The organism is Prolixibacter bellariivorans ATCC BAA-1284 (assembly GCF_000621705.1).
Taxonomy (GTDB): domain Bacteria; phylum Bacteroidota; class Bacteroidia; order Bacteroidales; family Prolixibacteraceae; genus Prolixibacter; species Prolixibacter bellariivorans.
The window spans coordinates 103,008-121,896 of sequence record NZ_KK211332.1; the positions used below are offsets into that span (position 1 = coordinate 103,008).

Below are 18,889 nucleotides of genomic sequence, written 5' to 3' on the forward strand. Positions count from 1 at the left end.
CGCCCCGAGGCTTCGGGGCTCGTTTCGCAGTTCCGTGTCCTTCGGACAGGAACGCTCTCCGAAATCCGCCCCGACAACATGTACCAACCGTTATGCCGCAATTAGGTGCAACACGGTATAGACATTAAAAAATGAAGCATAAGAAAAAAAATATTATAGCAGTCTCAAGTCTGTTGGCAGTTTTTGTTGCTTTTGGGGTTTTTATTGTTTTCCAGCAGAAAACACAAGTAAAAGAACTCTTTAAGCTGAATAAACAATTGCAAAAAGAAGGCTATTACATGGCCGATTTTGAGTTCCGAATGCTAGGAGCCGCATACCTGTTGGATAAAGGGGAATATTCAAAATCAATAAACACTTTATCGGAATATCATAATAAATTAAAGAACAGGGATGGATTACTGAAAATTCCGGCTTTCAACAATAAACAGGAAGAAATAGTTTTTTTTCTTAGTCTGCAAAATCCCAAAACAGGAGCATTTATTGATGAGTCTGTCCCCTATTGCATTTATTGGGAAATTTCACAAAACATAATAAATCACCTGGAATCATTATTGGATTCAACATCAGGCCCTTTGAATCTTAAATATCCATTAACATTTCTGGATGATATTAACACACCTGAGAAACTCAAAGCTTTCCTGAACGATATTTCTTATGTTGGCTGGATAGCTTCTAAATTTCCCCAAACCACCTTTCATTTTGCCCGCAACATATTAGATTGTACAAACCAGGATAATATTCTGGAAAGAAATAATTTGTACCGTTTTTCGCCCGAATGGAAATATGCTATGCTAACGTGGATGTATGATTTTCAGGATAGCATAACGGGTATGTGGGGCCCCAAAAGCAAAAGTACAGGTAGATTGCTCAAAAACGACCTTAATAATACAGCCTCAGTATTAAAAGCATATCGAGATTATGACGGGAACGATTTATATGACGACTTTCCGTTGCGATATACTGACAAACTATTTTCAAATTCTTTGAAAATTCTTTCAGAACCATATCCTGCCAATGAAGATGAATTAGATGAAATCCATGAATGGAACCTAAAGAAAGTAAAAGGATTTAAAATGATTTTACGGTATCTGTGGAAAGATATATCAAAAAAAGATAAGCAAACTATGGAGCATTTATTGGCAGATTTTGTAACAATAAGCTTTGATAAATACTACGTAAAATCAGAAGGGGCATTTAGTTACTATCCCAAATCAAAACATGCATCGGCTGATGGATTTTCAAATATGATTTTTGATGATATCGGAGCATTTTCATACACAAAACAAAAGAAACTGTTTGGCGAATCTATTGATTCCATTCAAAATCATGGAATTATTACAATTGAAAATTTTAAGCCTTTTGTTCAGAAAATTTTGAAAAGCGATATGAAAATTAACTCTCTTCGTTTTTATAAAACAAAACCTGATAGTACGAAATTAACCGAAAATGTTTGGGCTATATTTTATCCAAATAATTCAGTCGTGCTGGATGTTACTGAATTAGTCCCAAACCTATTGACATGGGCCGATTCAACTAAACTTTCGTTAGGTAACTGGACATCAGTAGCAAAGAAAAAACAAGAACTGGAAAAGCTACATATCAAAAAGCCAATAATTTTGTTGGAAAATAATATTGAAAATGCACTTGCAGTTGAAGAAGATGTATATTGTATTGGATTCAACGTTCTTCAGATACCGAAATTTATAATAAAATGCAATTCAAAATAAAAGCACATAACACTGTATAAACAAAATGGGCGGTATTGTAGTAAATTCAAGGGCTGTAGCCCGCTTCAAAATTATAGGGGCTTGACAAGTTTAAAGCCCGAAATCGCCCACATTTGCATATGCTTGTACGTTGTGTGGCATTTGAAAAATGACGACAAAGAAATACATATCGACACTTTTGAACGGAATTTTCGCTCTGACAATTCTGCTTTTCATTCTTGACGGACTGACCTCATTTGAGATAACCAGACGATTAAATCATTTACATATTTCGGAATTTTGTTTTTGACTTTCAGAAAAAAAATAGCAGGTCGTTTCCAACCTGCTATTCGAACCATGATAATCTAATCCTCGCTCTATTCGCAAAAACTAGTTTCTTCGCTTTGCTTTCCAGTATTCTCTGAATTTTTTCTGGGTCATAATTCCAACCGGACCTTCGTAAATTCCCCCGTCTCCACCCGAGTCGTACACCTTTATTTCAATCAGGTTCTCTCCTGGCTCCAAGGTATTGGGAGGAAGAAAATAGTTCCGAAACTCCCGGTATATATTACCATTGTATTCACCAAATTGCCCTGTTTGTCCAATGTATTTTCCGTTGATGTAAAGCTTATCGGCATCGTCGATGCGACCTGCCAGCAAGACCAATCGCTGGGAAGCCAGCTCATTACTTACCTCAATTTTCTTTGCGTAAACAGCGTAACCGTCGTAACCAAAGTATCCCTGGTTTTCCCATGCGCCCGGTACATGAATCGGCCGCGCACGACTCTCACTGTATGACCGCCCCTTGTTGAACTGCCATTTTCCTGCCAGGTTGATATCGAACCGTGGCAAAAATCCGGTAGAATATATTTTCAAATTGCCGGCAATGATCCCTCCGTCCAACTGCGCATCGTATACCCGAACGGCAATTACGTTCTTTTCGCCAAAACGAATCAGTTCAGCGGGTACCTGATATTTCCGTAATGCGGTATAGGCAGTTGCAAAATGCGGTGGAAACGCCCCCGTTTTGCCAATTAGGGTACCATTGAAATAAACTTCATCAGCATCATCAATATACCCCATCTCCAGGATAACCGATTGGTTTTTCATGGAAGCCGATATAATGGGTGAAATCCGGTACCAGGCGTATCCGTCATACCCATTATAACCTTGATTCTCCCAACGGGCAGGCGCTTTAATCAAATTCCATCCGGAATCATCGTAATTCGGCGATGCCCAATCCATGTTGTCTCCTATCCGGAATTTCCACATTCCGTTCAGGCTTTGCTCCATTGGGCCGAATGCCGCGGCAGAGGCTTTTAAGCTTCCTACAAAAATCAGAAGCACTATCCATTGTATGGTGATAATCTTCTTCATGCTAATCGAACAAATGGAGTAGGTTTCGCAAAATTGATTGCCAACTATCATCATCACCATTGCTGTACCGCTGAATATTCTCTTTCAGGGCTTTCACTTCATCCCCGGTTATAATCCCCACAGGGCCTTCGTATATTCCTCCATTCCAACCAATATCCCTCACCTCAACCGAAATGAGGTTTTTGTTTCTCAGCAAATCCGACGGTATTTTATAAATGCGATACAACTGCCATGCTCTATCCTGGTGAAATCGGGAATAGCCTGGTAAATCTTCAACCTCTCCTATTTTTTCTCCATTCAAATATACCTTGTCAAAATCGTCGATCTTTCCGAGCACGAGATATAGTTCCCGCCCTTTCAACGATTCGGGTAGCGAAAAACGTTTATGATACCAGGCTATTCCGTCAAAATCGCCATATCCCTGGTTATCCCATCTCATCGGGACGTATATGTCAGCCCAGTTGCTGTCGTCTGTTTCCGGGCTGTTCATGTTACCAAAATTATCGATACTGAATTTCCATGTTCCGCTTAAATCCACTTTCATCATCGCCTGATCGCGGTCGTAAAACAAGCCGAACCGATCGGCCCTGATGATTCCTCCGTCCAAAGCTTCGTCGAACACACGAACGGCAATCACATTGTTTTCTCTTTTAAGCAACGAAACTGGCACAATATATTGCCTTTCTACGTTGTAGGCTGTCCGATAGTTCGGTGGAAATTTTCCCGTCTGTCCTACCTTTTTCCCGTTAATAAATACCTCATCCACGTCATCAATGTATCCTAAGAAGAGCATTACAGAGCCTGTAGCCGGCAGGCTTTGGATACTGAAATTCTTGCGGTACCAGCCATATCCGTTATACCCTTCATAGTAGTTTTCCCAGGCACGCGGAGCATAAATCTTATCCCAATCATGCACATCAGCCGCAGGAGTTGCCCAAACCGGATCATCGCCCACTGTGAACAACCAACTGCCTCGTAAATCGACCAGAGACCTCCAATCCGAAGCCTCAGCCTTAAAAACTCCTGCGACTGCAAAAAGAAATAAATATGCAACTAAGAATTTACCAGTCATCATGGTGATTATTTGCTGTACAAGATATTCAAAAACTCCTTTCATTCGAAACTTCGAACGATCAACTGAATCAATGCGCGGTATAGCGCAGATACAGATTGAACGTATAAGCCTCTCCTGCTAATCCCCGGTCTGCTTTCACTTCTTGCTTGCTAAAAATGTATTTCACATAGTCTTTAGCATCGCTGTCATTGGTAATTACCTGCAGAAGTCTCAGCGTACGATCGTCGTTCACATAAAAGGTAATAGTTATATTCTCTTTTAGAGATTTTATATCGTTCTCGTAAAAGTAGTTTTTCCAGTTACTCATCTCCTGTTGGAAGCTTTCCCTGATGTCATTCGTCAGATTTTTTTTGGCCATGCTTAATCCCGTCTCCCCGGCGAAAGTAAGACCCGTCATCATTAAAAATGTAACGATTGTTAAGAGTGCTGTTTTTGTTTTCATCGATTAGGACTTTTACTGTTTTGTAATTAACTACCACAAAGTAAAAGCCCCGATGTAACCCCGCTGTCAAACGCAAGTCATAAGATGCCACAAGTTGTCACAGAAATGTCACAGGGGAAAGTTACAGCACCAATTTATAGCCAATGCCATGAACGGTAACGATATGCTGGCTTTCATCGCTATCGATTTTATTCCGTAACCGGACAATGAAATTATCTACCGTACGGGCTATCGGTTGGTAATCCATCCCCCAAACCTGATCGAGGATATCATCCCGCGAAACAATCCTTCCGGCATGCCGGTACAGGTAATGCAGTATCTCAAATTCCTTGTACGACATTTTCACCGGCTCTTCGTTTAGCCAAGCCTCAAAATCATCGAATGACACCTGAAGTTGTCCGATGGTTACTTTCTGCAATGAATCATCCTGTTTAACGTTTGCCGTCCGGCGAAGAATGACTTTGATGCGGGCCAGAAGTTCGCGCAAACTGAACGGCTTGGTGACGTAATCGTCGGCCCCCAGCTCCAGGCCGAGCACTTTATCCAGCTCTTCGCCACGGGCTGTTAACAAGATGATAGGTGTGTCGTTGCCTTCCGCACGGGTTTTCTTACACACATCAAATCCCGACATACCGGGAAGCATTACATCCAGCAAAACCAGGTCGTAGGAACCTGCTTGCAGTTTTTTATAACCTTCGTCACCCCGGTTGGCCGTATCCACTTCGTAACCTTCAAACTCCAGGTTATCGCGCAAGCCAATCAGCATGGCTTCTTCATCTTCAACGATCAAGATTTTAGGCATGGTTCTGTTTTTTTACCGGAAATTTTAAAATGAATGTACTCCCCTCGCCCAGCTTACTTCGCAGAGCTACACTGCCGCCGTGTGCCTTCATCATTCGTTTCACCAGGTTCAGTCCTAATCCCGAACCTTTGGCTTTGTGGGCCAAATTGCCTTCGGTTACCCGGAAAAACTGTTCGAAGACATGCTTCTGATTTTTAGGTGAAATACCAATACCGTTGTCCTCCACTTCAACCCAAACGGATTTGGTTTTCTTCACCAAGCGAATACCAATTTTCTTGTCTTTTTCAGCACTATATTTAATAGCATTGTCAACTAAATTCACCAACATCGTTTTCACCACGTCACTGTCGGCATACACCAAGGCTTGATCAACTTGCGACGAAAAACGGCACTCTACCTGTGCAGCCTCCAAGTGTGACTTCATCGACGTCATAATTTCGGGAACCAATTCCCCAAGGTTGATCACCGAGAACTGGTATTTCAGCCGGTTTTTCTCCAGTCGCGAGAAGTTGAGAATCCGGTTGACAATATCCGTTAACCGGCCACTCTCCTGGTGAATGGTATGCAGATATTCTTCCTGTTTAGCTTCAGTTTTCACCCGCTTCAACAGCAAGGTTTCGGCATACATGCTTATGAGAGCCAATGGCGTTCGTATTTCGTGTGAAACATTGGAAACAAATTCCGATTTCAATTCGGCCAACTTCATCTCTTTGCGGATGTTCCAGATGACAAAATAGAGTCCCAGCAGCACTACAATGGTCAATCCAATTAACATGTAGTTATCTCGCTGTGTGCGTTCGGATGCTAATTCTTCCAACGTTTTCGCCTTCAACCTGATTCCCAACTCGTAACCGGGAATGTACCACATTTTTTCCTTCTCGACCTTCCCGGTTAATTCGGTATTGTCTTCGGTGCTGTAAACCACGCTTCCCGATGTGGAATCAGAAATACTGATAAAGAAAAGGTTCTGTGCTATCTGTTGTATCTGCGGACTCATGGTTTGCAAGACAAATGTCCGTGGATTGATCACCAACTGACAGACATGCTCTCCTTCCCTATTTTTTGACAGGAAATAAAGCATCAGTGTACTGTCTGTCATCATCTTCGTGTCAACACGCTGATAATTCGATTTCAGATAGTCCTGGAGCTTTTGAATTTCTGCAGTGGACGGCCATTCGTCAATATGAATAGCCTTGTTATTATTGAAGTACTCAGCCTCAACCTGGTGTGATGCTAAATCCAAAAAGCGAATAGCCAAAACGGAACGGTTATTTTGAAAAAGATTGTTGACCAATCCTTTCTCCACATCTCCGTCGGGTGCCACGGGTTGATCCAAACTTTGGCGCCACTGATGAACCACATTTTCGGAATACTGATTGACCGAATAGAGGATTGATTCCAACTGCGTACTAAATACACGTTGAACCATTTGCTCATTCTTAGTCAAGGTTGAGAACTCCCGAACCAGATAAAAGCTCAGGGGCAACGCAACTATGACTAACAAAACCAGGCTTATTTTGGCTACCCTTCGGATCATCGGCTTGTTATCAGTTTATCAGAAACCTGATAAAGATATTAAATCAATGGGAATTTTCAGGTGACGGAATACTTTCCGACTGATGTCTCCTACCCTCTAATTACTTTTTCTGATGTTGCCAGCAATATTTCGAACCGGGTTCAGCTTTCCGAGAACATCGTTTACCCGATTTGGTAATGGCCTGACACTGTCTGGAGGTTGTTGCCTTTGTTGTACTTGCTTTTGATTGGTGATGTAAACTGGCGGTATAGGTTGATGTTGTAGCTGAAGAAAACGACCAGGCGCCCGGGTTTACGGCTGCCTCCAGTTTATTTTCGATACTGTCGGGCAATTCAGAAAAGAAATTAATGCCGGTCATTGCTTCCACCATGTCTACCGAAACCACATATTCCGGCAGCGTTTTCGTTCCTTTTTCATTCGGAAGAATGAAAGCAATCATTTTCTGTGCCCCATGCGGGTCATATACCACTTTGTAGTAAAAACCGGGAATAGTTATCCGGTCGGGACCAATAACGCCGAGATCGTTCTTGAAAATCGGGCCGGAAACTACATAGATATCACCATCCATCAGCGCCCAGCTTCGTACCTGCGCTTCCAGTTTCTTCCAGATTCCCCTGTTGAAATCCGGCTTCTGCGGCGACATGTTCGACAGGTAAAACGTTTCTGACATCGATTTATGATTGAGGCGCATGGCTGCTGCCGGACAAAGGTGTCCCCGGTCGTAGCCGGAACCGCTGTAATCGGCCAAAGAGGCTGAACGCGTTCTCACTTCCGGATCGGGCCTGAAATCATCGGTCCGTGATTCTTTACCACGCACATCTGCCGCAGTCAAATGGTAATACACCCAGTTGGCCTGTTCTTTCGATTCATTATACGACAAGGTATAGTAGGTGTGTTTTACCGTTTCGCCTGTACTTAAAGGAAGAAAAGTCTGTGCCCAGCCAGTAAAAGGCAACATCAATAAAATACTTACCAGCAATCGTTTCATTGTTATCATTTGAGATTCATCTAATCAATTGGTTCCGGCTTCGTCCTTTGACAAACCACCCATATTAATATGTTCAGTAAAACAACGAATGATCACTCTGAATATTGCAGATTTTATGGAAAAGAGAAGCTTTTCGGTTACTATAAAAAGCTAATAACTTAACTGGCAGTACCTGATAAAGCAAAATATCTTGCGGAAAAAGAAAACCGCAAAAACGAAATACACGATCTCCTCTTTGCGGTGTAATATGGAAGGCATGGAATTTTATTTTGAATGTCCCGGTTTCATCGACTCCGGGATATCCATGTGCAGAAGAATATACCGGGCAACAATGTATTCTCCTTCCGGGATAAGATGAACCCCATCCTTATTCATGGCTTGAAAAACGGGGTGAAATGGCTGGTAGATATTGATAAAATGACACTGCTTCTCTTTAGCAATGCCTGCATAAGTTTTTACAATATCCGCCAACCGCTTGTCTCCGCCATGATATTTTTCGAGAATACAGGAGTCGGGACTCATCGGCGGAGGCGAGATTAAAGTAATGTGAGCTTTCTGGTTCCGCGTAAGGTAATAAGTACGGATGCTGTCAATCAACGACTCCATATTCGTTTTCACTTCATCCTGCCTTTGGGCAAACACCTTTTTGGCATCATTGGTTCCCAGCCAGACGAGAATATGCTGCGGAGCCTTTCCATTCAATGTTTCCTCGGTTTCCTGAAGGTATTGGTGAATATTACGCAAGGTATTCAACCGCTTTTGTCCCAAATTATCGAAACCGATTGTATTCCCAGGAATAGAATGGTTGACAATCTCCACCGATGGCAGCAACCGTTGAAGTTGAGCCGGCCAGGCATCCGGGCCATGGCCATTCGAATCACCAATGGTTAACCAACCGGGCTTCTGTGCAAACAACGAAGCCGGCAGCATCATAACAACCATCAGAATAACAATACGAAATACAGGATTTGTCTTTTTTACTTTCATAACTCAGTCAATCTTTCAAATGCATTGTTCTTATTTTCCTACCGGGACATAATCCAGTGCCACCTTGTCCAACATTTCGTGCCGCCCGTCGAACACGGTTAAATGGATGTTTTTGTATGATTTATGGTAATATATTTTGCGATCGCCAATGGTCGGTGGAATGGCCGGTTTTGGGAAACTGCGCTCGGCCAGCAACGTAACGATGTCTTTGCAGGGAACCAGATACTTTTCGGGATGCCGGGAACGCTCTTTCACCAGCTTATTGTAGAATAAAATGGATTGCGTAATTGGCACCGAGCCGAGATAACCATCATTGGCTCCGGTATAAATGAACAGATGGGATCCTTCGCGCTCTTTGTCCGGATATTTCATGAAAATCGGGGAACGTTTCCTGGCTTCTGCCACATCGAGACTCTTCCCTTTTGATGTTGATGCCAGGATATCACCGGCATACTTGTTCTTCCGGGCCACTGATTCACGGTACCAACTGGCAACATTCGAAATTGGCACCCATGCCGAAAAGCTTTTCACCTTCCGGTGAATTTCCATGAAGGCCAGCAATGTGGCATATCCGCCCCCCGAAACACCAATGATGTGGATTTCGCTGGTGTCGACCTGCCCATGTTGAATGGCGTAGTCAATAGCATCTTCCAAATCCGAAATCACCAACGGACTTCCGCAAGCCTGCGGATGATTGTTCGGGCCGCGAAAATTGGGATGAATGTAATTCCAGTTCCGGTTCAGAACATGCGCAGCCAGCGGATCGTTTTGTGTGTAATCGCCACTCCAGGTGTGCAGCGACACAATCAACGGCTTTTTTTCGTTTCCGGTAGCCGAATGAAAAACGGCAGGTTGCATCGTTCCGTCAGCCGACGACTGAATCCTGACAACCTGAAATCCGGAAGGCCACGATTTATTCAGCGTATTATCCCATTTGGGTTCTTTCTTCGTTTGCCCGAAGGCTGTTCCATCGATCAGTGTAAAGGTTAGCAGTAATCCGTAAAAAATAATTCGGCGTATACTCATCATTCCGGTCGATTAAAGTTTAATTTTTACTTGATTACCGTTCTGCTTAGCACTTCTCAGGCGAACGGTAATCGTTTTGTTTTCGTAATCGTACATCCAGCCGGTAGCTTCCTTTCCGTTGACAGTCACATTCCGCGGCTGCGATACATCATGGAAAACCAAGCGCCAGTAGCGATCCGGCTTCATGCCTTTGTAATTGCCTACTACAGATGAGATAGTAAAATTAATCCGGTCATCACTTTTGCTGGCGGAGAAGGTTGTAGAAGCAATTTCACCATTCAGGTAACCATTACTTTTGCCATCATCTTCGTACATCGTAAACCCCGATTCTTCGGTAGACGGATAAATATCGACCGTCAGGGTATCGTTGTTCCCGCTTTCGATGGTTGGCGCATAATTCCGGGTAGGAATAATCGCCCCTTCTTTTACAAACACCGGTATCTTCTCCAACGGTGCCGCAACCTCGACCTCCTGATTCCCTTTATATTTTTCACCCGTTACCTTGTCAATCCAGGTTCCTTCCGGGAAGAATACCTTCCGGGAAAGGGCTCCCTGCACGTACACCGGGGCAACCAACATTTCGTTGCCAAACAAGAATTCATACAAATGGCCCGGAATTTTACCAATCATATGTTGACTCTGCAGCCGGCTCCGCAACGCGTAGGTGTAGATGTACGGGAAAAGTTGCATCCGCTGGTGTGCATAATTCCTGAAAAGCGTATCGGCCTGCTCCGAATAAAGATAGGCCAGATTGGACGTAGGATTTTCCGGCTGCGAGAAAACCTCGGTAGTGGGACAGAACATGGAAAATTCCATCCACCGGATGTAAAGTTCATTGTCCAATTTGTCGGTTTTTCCCATGTCGAAACCGCCGGTATCGTTAGTGAGAAACGGAATTTTGCTGGTCGCCTTCGATGTATCGGTGTACATGGCAATGTTTTCCTTAAATGCCACGCGGGGAACCCATGAATTGAATTCCTTAGTCGGCTTCTCCACGGTCCAGTCCGAACGGGTATCATCCGTCCACTTGGCGGGATAACGTTCGTAGGTCGGACTGTCTGTACCTCCGGTATGCGAAAGGATGAAACCCCGTCCTTCGGTTTCTTTGCCGAATTTCTGCGTCATCTCAAACATCGCTTTGCAAACGCTGATTTTCGACGTCCGGTCGAGCTTGATAAAGTCGGCACCTTCGTCGAAAAAGTGTTTCATTCGCTTTTGAAAGTAAGCCACCGCTTTCGGATTGTCGAAATCGATATTCCCGGTAGGTGTTGCTACTTTACTTTTCGTGGTATTAAACATGGCTGTCGTCGTTCCGGCATTGTGCCATGTATCCGTATTCGTGAATACCTTTGAAAAATACCCCCGCTTTTCAAAATCGTTGAAGGCCGCTTCGTTGCCTGTTTTCTGTATGCAGTCCCAAACCCAGAATCCGCCTTTGATATCGTTTTTTTGCATAAAATCCCACATCGTTTTCCGATTGGGAAAAGCCGTGGTATCAGCCACGAAGTCTATATATTTTTTGGGACCTTTACCATGATTATCAAAGCTCCAGAACCACGAATCAATCCAATAGGCATCGATCGGGTAATCGTGCGCTTTGATGTCTTTGATGCGCTGAATAGTTTGCTGTTGGTTGGTATACCCTCCGTACAATACGCCGAACGCCCATGCGGGAGGAACGACCAGGTTGGAATCAATTTTTAAACTTTGGGTTGCAACTCCAGAGGTGGCGGGATGCTGCTTTGGTGAACAGGATTGAAAAACTGCCAATGCGGCAATTAGTAGAGTCAAAATTTCTTTCATTGAAATGTTTTTATTCATGATTTAGCTGGGAATCCTTTTTTATGCTGTTGTAATAGCTTTTTACATCAGTCAGGTTCAGTTATATTTCTCATCTTCAACACGCTTTTAGCCCATCAGTATTATCCTCTTCTGGATTCATGCCGGGACATGAATATTTCAATATCGAAACCGATAAACGAACCTATCTATAATACAATTGTTCCTTTCGTTACACTTAATTGGATTCCGTTTTTCATGAACTTCATCAAACAAATCAACCTGCTGGTTTCATTTCTGCTCGAACTGGGACTCATCATTCTGGCTGGTCTCTGGGGATTTCAACAAGGAGAAAATAGTTTTATGAGATATGTTTTCGTCGTCGCTATCCCGGCAGTTATCATTTTACTTTGGGGCGTCTGGGCTGCACCGAAATCCAAACGACGATTGAAAAACCCGGCCCGAACCATCTTCAAACTGGCGATGATGGCTTTAGCGGTATTCTTTGCCTATGCTTCCGGTCATCTGGTTTGGGCTTTGTCCTTTGCGGTTATCACGATTTTGAATGTGAGTCTCGCTTACCTTTGGAAACAGGATTATTGATTATTTTTAATCTGAAAAGGGAAATGCCATGGATGAATTCGACAACTTCAGGAAGAGCTTCAAACAAAAATTTGAAAGCTATGCGCCGATGAGTCCGGATTCATGGCAATTGATTGAGTCTTTGGTTGAGTTCCAAACCGTGCAAAAAGACGAGGTTTTACTGCACAATGGTCAGGTTGCCAGAAACCTTCATTTTATATGTCGCGGCGCTTTGATAGCTTACTATACCGATGATGAGGGAAACAGTTACAACAAAAACATTTTCCTTGAGAACGATTTCGCCGGCTCGACCATTTCGTTAATGAAAAGAACGCCCTCCAACTTTACACTGGAAGCCCTGGAAGACACCATCCTGATCAACATCAACTACCGAAAATACCGGGAACTGATTGACCAGCAAACAGATTTAAAAGACTTCTATATTGCCTACCTTGAAAAGAACTGGGTGATGGACAAAGAACCCCGGGAAATCTCATTGGTGATGGAAACTGCGACTGAACGATATATCAAATTACTTCAGCAACATCCCGATATTGATAAAAGAATTCCTCAACGTCATCTTGCTTCACACCTCGGAATTACGCCTACCCAACTCAGTCGGATCAGAAAAGATCTGAAAAAAAATTCCTGAATCAACATATGTAAATGCGAGGCTCGCCATGCCCTCATACCTTTGTTTCCAGAATCGATTCTATTTATTTCAATCAATGCCTCGATTATTACACGCGGTTATCAGGAATTTAAACGTAAAACAAGCAAGATGAAATTAATAGAAAACCTGAAGTGGCGTTACGCTACCAAAAACTTCGATAGTTCCCGGAAAATATCAAACAACGATCTGGAACAAATAAAAGAAGCCGTCCGTTTATCGGCCTCAGCCTACGGACTTCAACCTTACAAGGTTTTGATTATTGAAGACCAGTCTTTGAGGAACAAACTAAAACCTGTTTCCTGGAATCAACGCCAAATAACGGATGCATCGCACCTGGTCGTCTTTTGTAACTATACTTCCGTGAAAACAAAACACATCGACGAGTTCATAGAATTAACGGCACAGATTCAGAACAGAAGTCAGAATGAGTTGACCGGCTACCGCGATTTTCTGAAAGTAAAAATGGAAGAAAAATCGGATGTAGAGCAGCTTTACTGGACAGCCAAACAGGCCTATCTGGCCATGGGAACTTTGTTGGCCGCATGTGCCGAATTGAAGATTGATGCTTGTCCCATGGAGGGATTTGAAGCCGAAAAATACAATGAAATTCTGGGGCTCACAGAGCAGGGCTTACATGCTTCAGTCATTGCAGCCCTTGGTTATCGTTCCAAAGACGATGCCAACCAACACCAACCCAAAATCAGAAAGTCAGTCGACAATTTATTTGAATATCTGGGCGATTTTGAACTGGTGGAAGTAATGGCAGGTGAACCGGAACGAGGCTAATTATTTATTGCCATGAATCAGTTATTTTTGCCATTGCTGGCGTTTGTCGGAGGAATATTCCTCGCGATACAGGGAAGCCTGAATGCTCATCTGGGCGTGTTGCTGAAAAATCCGCTGCTGGCTTCGGTCACAGCCTTTTTCAGCAGCATGATTTTCGCCGTCACTTTTTTGTTGCTTAGCGCGAAAGAGATGCCGGCCTGGAATGACATCAGGCAAATCCCTTCCTATTTATGGGTTGCCGGAGGCTTCTTCAGTGTACTGGGAATCAGCATTTATTATTATACCATTCCCCGTTTGGGGGTCTCCACTATGATATCGTTGGGACTGTGCGGGCAATTATTATTTGCTGTTATTGCCGGCCATTTTGGTTGGTTCGACCTGCCGACTGAACCCATCACGATAAAACGTATATTGGGCGTATTGTCCATGATTACCGGAATTCTTTTAATCAACCTGAAATGAAAAATAAACAAAACCTCATAAAAGCCAACTGGGAGAATCTTACCTCCCTATGGAAAACAGCAGCAACTCCCTTCCGGGGAAATGTTGCCGGAGAGATATTTGACTATGCCGAAATCGGAAACTCCGAATGGCCCAACCGATTGTGGTTCCACGAAGATGTCACGCAGGTAAGCGTGAGAAAAGCATTGGAGAAGCTAGGCTCTTCGAACACCCGTTTCACCATTCCCTACCGGGATATATACCACAGCCAATCCAACCAAATTCTGGAAGATAACGGTTTTACTAAAACATTTGAACAAGTGGCCATGTCGATGCCGTTGACAAAAACTTTCGCGCTGGAAAACAAACTTGATTTCAAAGTGGTATCTAACCCTGTCGACGCGAAAAAGTGGGCCAATATTTATCCATCCGCTTTTGGTTATCGCATCACTGAAGAAACATTGCTCTACACGATGAGCTCAATCGAATATATTCTGGCGTTAAAACAAGAACAACCGGTTGGAACGGCCATTCTTTTTCAAACCGATCAGTTTGCCGGCATTCATGGCGTTGGTGTCATTCCCGAGATGCGCAGAAAAGGATTGGCGGAAGAAATCATGAAATTCGTGCTCAACAAAGCCATTCATGATGGAGCAGAATACGCCACGCTGCAGGCTTCGGCAATGGGCAAAGGCTTGTACCTGAAGTTGGGCTTTGACGAACAATTCCTGATGAAAAACTATATTCTCTCACCAGAGAAATGAGCTGCAGTATTTGATGATAACGCCCCGGCAACGGAGCGAACGCTATCATATGCGAGAGAAACTCGTCGGGAAGAAGCAATACTGCGTAGCCGACTTCCGGAATAGCAACGCACTGACCGAAGGTTGCCCGGCTTACGGCCGGTGGATCGGTTGCTTCGACATCAACCGTAATGGGAAAATCATACCGTAAATAAGGTCAGCAGCGTTATTCGCAGGTCTTTCGGGGTTCTCCTCAGGTTGGGTAATATCGTTCGCCGGCTCCGGGATGTCACTCCCTGCTTTTTCCATATCTGCCTCAACTCTTTCGTTGTCTTCCGCTACTCTGGCGATGTCCTTCTCAGCTTCGGTAATGCCTTCCGCCACGTTAGCAGTGTCTTCCTCCATTCTTTCAGAGTCTTCCTCCGCTCTTTCGATGTTTTCCCCGGCTCTTTCAGTGTCTTCCTCCGCGACAATGTTGACAAAACAGCGGATGGCACCTCTGCCGGACGGAAGAACGGGTATAAACGAACAAAGCCATCCCTTCCGGAACACACATAAGGCCATACTACTTAAGACATTCCGGTCACCATCAAGTCTGATTCTGAACCGTTTGCCCGGGTAGAACCAACCTCATGTGCTTTTCCTGGGAAAAGGGAGACAACAGGCCTTGCAGCCGGTTATCTCCACATTTCGGGTGTAACAACTTTCCTTTCCTTTGTTCTCAAATAGCGGCCATATAGAGCCATTTCCGTATTGAATAAAATATCAGTAACCCCTAAGTCGAACGTGCCGTCCGGTTTTTCGGCCACTTCGACTTCGTAGCCGTTGAATGTGAGCAATGATTTCAGAAAACCGACACGTTCTGCAGTAATCGACTTTTCGACGATGGAGCAACGTTTATTATTGATTTCACCAACCTGGTGATGTGTATTAATAGCCATAACCTTACAATTAAAGTTGTGAACTGATGCTGTCGATGTATTGATAGAATACTCCGGCGAAGCCAAGAATAATAATACCGATCAGACAAACTGCCAGTACAAAATTGGTCAGCACACTCTTCTTGATGAGTGGCATGCGTTCTTCTTCCGGATCGATGAACATCGCCTTCACTACACGTAAATAAGTATACAGCGAAAGCACCAGGTTGATAGTCGCAAATCCAAGTAACACATACATTCCCGATCCCATTCCGGAAGTCAGCAGGAACAGTTTACCAAAGAATCCGGCTGTTGGTGGTACACCAGCCAGCGAAAACAATGCGACCGTAAAAATGATGGCATAAAACGGATTCGATTTGTACAATCCTTTGTAATCGCTGATAGTCACTTTACCTGTTTCGTCTGAAATGGCTTCGACAATGCTGAAGAGCGCAATATTGCTCAGCAGGTATATCACCAGAAAGTAAACCACTGAATCGGTTCCCATATTGGAAGCGCCGGCGATACCGACCAATACGAATCCCACCTGAGCGATGGACGAGAAGGCCAGGAATCGTTTGAGGTTTTGCTGCCGCAAAGCGAAGATGTTTCCCACCGTCATACTCAGCACCGAAAGGACGCTGATAGCCAGCAGCCAGGCATTCTCCAGTTTCCCGAACACGGTGTACAGTACCGTAATGAAAATGAAAATCACCGAACCTTTCGAAACGACTGCCAGGTAATTGGTCACCGGTGTCGGAGCTCCTTCGAATACATCGGCCGTCCACATATGGAACGGAACGATGGACATCTTGAAGGAGAAACCTGCCAGGATAAAGACAAATGCCGTCAACGTCAGCGCATCTTCGTGAATGTGTTGAATGATGGCGTCAAATCCCAGGTTACCAACTGCTCCGTACAACAATGAAATCCCGAAAAGGGTAATTCCGGTAGAGAAGGCAGACGACAAGATGTATTTAACACCTGCTTCCGACGATTTTCGACTGTCGGTGTTGAAGGCCGCCAGTGCAGCCAGTGGCAGCGACGACAGCTCCAGTCCCAGGTACAATACCAGGATGTGTCCGCTGGAAAGCATCACATACATTCCCAGCACACTGGAAAACATGAGTATGAAAAACTCTGCCGGCCGTTTCGATTCAATAATCCACTGTTTCGCCGAAAAGGCAATCAGCATTAATCCCAGGTTCAGTATGTTTTTCTCCAGTACAATCAGCGCTGTGGTATGATAAAATCCCTGAAACAGGTAACCGTCTTTAATGGGAATGAATCCGGCCACAAAGTTGATGACGAGCATCGCATTGACGATGTTCATGAAGCGTTTTGGATTTTTGTCAACCCCCATGAGATTTAGCACAAACAGCACCACAATCATCAGGGCGATTAGCCACTCAAAACGCAGTATAATTATTGATTCGTTAATCATCTTTCAATTGTATTCCGTTGTTAACATTGAAATTTTCTATCCCTTGTCCGTTACCGGGAAACCTCCCGAACGGATGCTCACTCCTATCCTGCCGCCAGACGATTAAAAATCTCCTGAACATCGGCGTTGATCAAATGCATGAAAAGGAACGGAGCCAAACCAATCAATACAATCCCCGCGATGAGAATAATCGCAGCCCAACGTTCGTTCCAGCCGGCATCTTTCAGCAGGGCATATTCCTTTTTAGTAATGGTTCCCCAGATGGCCAAACCGGTTGCCCGGAGAATATAAACCGCTGTTATCACGATAGAGGCAGCAGCCAGGATGGTGGCAATCCGGTAGAATAAACCGGTGTGTTCCCACGAACCGACAAACACCGTCATCTCGGAAACAAAACCACTAAATCCGGGCAATCCGAGTGAGGTTAAACCGGCAATGAAAAAGATGGTCCCGATAAACGGCATCTGTTTCAGTACACCGCCCAGCTCATTGCTCATTCGCGTATGAGCGCGATCGTAAATCATCCCGATAGCGGCGAAGAAAAGAGCCGTCATGATACCGTGCGATACCATTTGTAACACTGCTCCCGCAAAAGCCACTTTGGTAATCATCGCGACACCCAACACCACAAAACCTACGTGGCTTACGGATGAGTATGCGTTCATGTATTTCAAATCCTTTTGCATCAAAGTGGCGAGGGCGCCATAAAAAATGGCAATGGTAGCCGGAATGATGAAAATCCAGGAATACTCCCGGGCTGCATCAGGCATGAGATAGGTAGCTACACGAAGTAAACCGTACCCCCCCAGTTTCATGGAGATACCTGCCAGAAACATCGAAGCCGCAGTAGGTGCCGAAGAGTGACCATCAGGTGCCCACGTATGAAACGGAAACATACCGGTGAATACACCAAAGCCGATAAAGGTGAGGAAGTAAATAATCACCTGCACATTCATCGGAAGATGCATATGCGACAACTTCATGATGTCCCAGGTGTGTTCGCCACCGTACCAGCCCGAAGCGAAGTACAATCCGACGATTCCCAGAAAAACCAACGCTGAACCGGTCATCAGCATTAGCGCAAGCTTCATGGCGTTGTTCTCTTTCTTTCCGGTTCCCCAAATCCCGATAAGGAGATATTTGGGAATGACCGCCAGTTCGAGGAAGAAGAACATGGAGAACAGGTTCAGCGAAATGAAAAATCCATATGCCCCGACACTCAGCAAGAGCAACATGAAGAAAAACTCTTTTACCTGTTTTTCTATTTTCCACGAAACCAGTACGCCCGCCAGTACGACCGCTGCAGTTAACAAAATCATCACCAGCGAAATGCCATCCACACCAATGTGATAATTAATGCCTAACGGACGGAACCAAACACGGGATGATTCAAACAGCATTTGCGCTGTAGCACCGGCGTTGCGTAACGAAACATACTGAGCCGTCAGCCAGCCGGAAAAAAGCAATTGAAGCACGGCTCCCGCCAACGCAATTTGCCGGATGAGTTTATCACTTTTGACCAGCAGGATGCCTACAACAGTCAAAAGAGGTATCAATATTAATAGAGACAGAATATTCATC

At 44.3% G+C, this 18,889-nt stretch carries 19 protein-coding genes; 6 read left to right on the forward strand and 13 right to left on the reverse strand.

What is annotated here, in order from left to right; all coding sequences use genetic code 11:
- The first annotated feature begins 131 nt into the window (after nucleotides 1–131).
- Nucleotides 132–1,727: a hypothetical protein gene (locus tag T426_RS0119595; RefSeq protein WP_027586164.1), complete on the forward strand. Its 1,596-nt coding sequence runs from the start codon at nucleotides 132–134 to the stop codon at nucleotides 1,725–1,727.
- A gap of 369 nt (nucleotides 1,728–2,096) precedes the next feature.
- On the opposite strand, the gene T426_RS0119605 is transcribed toward T426_RS0119595, so the two are convergent.
- The 9 genes from T426_RS0119605 to T426_RS0119640 all read right to left on the reverse strand — a co-directional run bounded on the left by T426_RS0119605 (nucleotide 2,097) and on the right by T426_RS0119640 (nucleotide 11,743).
- Nucleotides 2,097–3,083 carry a hypothetical protein gene (locus tag T426_RS0119605; RefSeq protein ID WP_027586165.1) on the reverse strand — a complete coding sequence of 329 codons (987 nt, stop codon included), beginning with the start codon at nucleotides 3,081–3,083 and terminating at the stop codon, nucleotides 2,097–2,099.
- Nucleotide 3,084: 1 nt separating this feature from the next.
- Complete coding sequence (locus tag T426_RS24435; protein ID WP_051569036.1) at nucleotides 3,085–4,200, reverse strand: glycoside hydrolase family 2 protein; 1,116 nt, start codon at nucleotides 4,198–4,200, stop codon at nucleotides 3,085–3,087.
- A gap of 25 nt (nucleotides 4,201–4,225) precedes the next feature.
- Complete coding sequence (locus T426_RS0119615; protein ID WP_027586166.1) at nucleotides 4,226–4,600, reverse strand: hypothetical protein; 375 nt, start codon at nucleotides 4,598–4,600, stop codon at nucleotides 4,226–4,228.
- A gap of 121 nt (nucleotides 4,601–4,721) precedes the next feature.
- Nucleotides 4,722–5,402 carry a response regulator transcription factor gene (locus tag T426_RS0119620; RefSeq protein ID WP_025865004.1) on the reverse strand — a complete coding sequence of 227 codons (681 nt, stop codon included), beginning with the start codon at nucleotides 5,400–5,402 and terminating at the stop codon, nucleotides 4,722–4,724.
- Entirely contained in the window at nucleotides 5,395–6,939 is a 1,545-nt protein-coding gene (locus T426_RS25345) for a sensor histidine kinase (RefSeq protein ID WP_025865003.1), read from the reverse strand. Before T426_RS25345 ends, T426_RS0119620 begins: the two co-directional genes overlap by 8 nt.
- Before the next feature lie 100 nt (nucleotides 6,940–7,039).
- A complete protein-coding gene (locus T426_RS24445) occupies nucleotides 7,040–7,927 on the reverse strand; it encodes a DNA/RNA non-specific endonuclease (RefSeq protein ID WP_082229568.1) in 888 nt (295 codons plus the stop codon).
- 264 nt (nucleotides 7,928–8,191) lie between these two features.
- Complete coding sequence (locus T426_RS25350) at nucleotides 8,192–8,914, reverse strand: SGNH/GDSL hydrolase family protein (protein WP_025865002.1); 723 nt, start codon at nucleotides 8,912–8,914, stop codon at nucleotides 8,192–8,194.
- A gap of 30 nt (nucleotides 8,915–8,944) precedes the next feature.
- On the reverse strand, nucleotides 8,945–9,943 hold the full coding sequence (locus tag T426_RS25355; protein ID WP_051569038.1) for an alpha/beta hydrolase family protein: 999 nt from the start codon (nucleotides 9,941–9,943) through the stop codon (nucleotides 8,945–8,947).
- A 9-nt stretch (nucleotides 9,944–9,952) separates the two neighbouring features.
- Entirely contained in the window at nucleotides 9,953–11,743 is a 1,791-nt protein-coding gene (locus T426_RS0119640; RefSeq protein ID WP_081782476.1) for a glycoside hydrolase family 31 protein, read from the reverse strand.
- Nucleotides 11,744–11,977: 234 nt separating this feature from the next.
- Here T426_RS0119640 and T426_RS0119645 point away from each other — a divergent pair, with 234 nt between their 5' ends.
- The 5 genes from T426_RS0119645 (at nucleotide 11,978) to T426_RS0119665 (ending at nucleotide 14,965) form a co-directional block, all read left to right on the forward strand.
- A complete protein-coding gene (locus T426_RS0119645; RefSeq protein WP_159103341.1) occupies nucleotides 11,978–12,322 on the forward strand; it encodes a YrdB family protein in 345 nt (114 codons plus the stop codon).
- Nucleotides 12,323–12,350: 28 nt separating this feature from the next.
- Nucleotides 12,351–12,953, forward strand: coding sequence for a Crp/Fnr family transcriptional regulator (locus tag T426_RS0119650; RefSeq protein ID WP_025864998.1), 603 nt, complete (start codon nucleotides 12,351–12,353; stop codon nucleotides 12,951–12,953).
- Between the two features lie 129 nt (nucleotides 12,954–13,082).
- The gene (locus T426_RS24455; protein ID WP_025865881.1) at nucleotides 13,083–13,760 is read left to right on the forward strand and encodes an NAD(P)H-dependent oxidoreductase; all 678 of its coding nucleotides are present in this window, start codon (nucleotides 13,083–13,085) and stop codon (nucleotides 13,758–13,760) included.
- A gap of 12 nt (nucleotides 13,761–13,772) precedes the next feature.
- Nucleotides 13,773–14,222, forward strand: a complete 450-nt coding sequence (locus T426_RS0119660) for a DMT family transporter (RefSeq protein WP_025865880.1) — start codon at nucleotides 13,773–13,775, stop codon at nucleotides 14,220–14,222.
- Nucleotides 14,219–14,965 (forward strand): GNAT family N-acetyltransferase, encoded by a 747-nt coding sequence (locus T426_RS0119665; protein WP_025865879.1) that lies wholly within the window; start codon nucleotides 14,219–14,221, stop codon nucleotides 14,963–14,965. Before T426_RS0119660 ends, T426_RS0119665 begins: the two co-directional genes overlap by 4 nt.
- A 132-nt stretch (nucleotides 14,966–15,097) precedes the next feature.
- Here T426_RS0119665 and T426_RS0119670 read toward each other — a convergent pair whose 3' ends face one another.
- From T426_RS0119670 to T426_RS0119685, 4 genes are all read right to left on the reverse strand, one after another.
- Nucleotides 15,098–15,508, reverse strand: a complete 411-nt coding sequence (locus T426_RS0119670; RefSeq protein ID WP_027586167.1) for a hypothetical protein — start codon at nucleotides 15,506–15,508, stop codon at nucleotides 15,098–15,100.
- Between the two features lie 113 nt (nucleotides 15,509–15,621).
- Nucleotides 15,622–15,885 (reverse strand): hypothetical protein, encoded by a 264-nt coding sequence (locus tag T426_RS24460; RefSeq protein WP_051539177.1) that lies wholly within the window; start codon nucleotides 15,883–15,885, stop codon nucleotides 15,622–15,624.
- Nucleotides 15,886–15,895: 10 nt separating this feature from the next.
- A complete protein-coding gene (locus T426_RS0119680) occupies nucleotides 15,896–17,308 on the reverse strand; it encodes an NADH-quinone oxidoreductase subunit N (protein WP_027586168.1) in 1,413 nt (470 codons plus the stop codon).
- Between the two features lie 83 nt (nucleotides 17,309–17,391).
- Nucleotides 17,392–18,888, reverse strand: coding sequence for a complex I subunit 4 family protein (locus tag T426_RS0119685; protein WP_025865875.1), 1,497 nt, complete (start codon nucleotides 18,886–18,888; stop codon nucleotides 17,392–17,394).
- Between the last annotated feature and the right edge of the window lies 1 nt (nucleotide 18,889).

Coding starts and splice junctions, on each gene's coding strand:
- T426_RS0119595 (WP_027586164.1), top strand. CDS start 132: ATGAAGCATAAGAAAAAAAATATTATAGCAGTCTCAAGTCTGTTGGCA.
- T426_RS25355 (WP_051569038.1), bottom strand. CDS start 9,943: ATGATGAGTATACGCCGAATTATTTTTTACGGATTACTGCTAACCTTT.
- T426_RS24455 (WP_025865881.1), top strand. CDS start 13,083: ATGAAATTAATAGAAAACCTGAAGTGGCGTTACGCTACCAAAAACTTC.
- T426_RS24445 (WP_082229568.1), bottom strand. CDS start 7,927: ATGAAACGATTGCTGGTAAGTATTTTATTGATGTTGCCTTTTACTGGC.
- T426_RS0119640 (WP_081782476.1), bottom strand. CDS start 11,743: ATGAAAGAAATTTTGACTCTACTAATTGCCGCATTGGCAGTTTTTCAA.
- T426_RS0119680 (WP_027586168.1), bottom strand. CDS start 17,308: ATGATTAACGAATCAATAATTATACTGCGTTTTGAGTGGCTAATCGCC.
- T426_RS0119615 (WP_027586166.1), bottom strand. CDS start 4,600: ATGAAAACAAAAACAGCACTCTTAACAATCGTTACATTTTTAATGATG.
- T426_RS0119685 (WP_025865875.1), bottom strand. CDS start 18,888: ATGAATATTCTGTCTCTATTAATATTGATACCTCTTTTGACTGTTGTA.
- T426_RS0119650 (WP_025864998.1), top strand. CDS start 12,351: ATGGATGAATTCGACAACTTCAGGAAGAGCTTCAAACAAAAATTTGAA.
- T426_RS0119670 (WP_027586167.1), bottom strand. CDS start 15,508: ATGGCCTTATGTGTGTTCCGGAAGGGATGGCTTTGTTCGTTTATACCC.
- T426_RS25350 (WP_025865002.1), bottom strand. CDS start 8,914: ATGAAAGTAAAAAAGACAAATCCTGTATTTCGTATTGTTATTCTGATG.
- T426_RS0119645 (WP_159103341.1), top strand. CDS start 11,978: ATGAACTTCATCAAACAAATCAACCTGCTGGTTTCATTTCTGCTCGAA.
- T426_RS25345 (WP_025865003.1), bottom strand. CDS start 6,939: ATGATCCGAAGGGTAGCCAAAATAAGCCTGGTTTTGTTAGTCATAGTT.
- T426_RS0119605 (WP_027586165.1), bottom strand. CDS start 3,083: ATGAAGAAGATTATCACCATACAATGGATAGTGCTTCTGATTTTTGTA.
- T426_RS0119620 (WP_025865004.1), bottom strand. CDS start 5,402: ATGCCTAAAATCTTGATCGTTGAAGATGAAGAAGCCATGCTGATTGGC.
- T426_RS0119665 (WP_025865879.1), top strand. CDS start 14,219: ATGAAAAATAAACAAAACCTCATAAAAGCCAACTGGGAGAATCTTACC.
- T426_RS0119660 (WP_025865880.1), top strand. CDS start 13,773: ATGAATCAGTTATTTTTGCCATTGCTGGCGTTTGTCGGAGGAATATTC.
- T426_RS24460 (WP_051539177.1), bottom strand. CDS start 15,885: ATGGCTATTAATACACATCACCAGGTTGGTGAAATCAATAATAAACGT.
- T426_RS24435 (WP_051569036.1), bottom strand. CDS start 4,200: ATGAAAGGAGTTTTTGAATATCTTGTACAGCAAATAATCACCATGATG.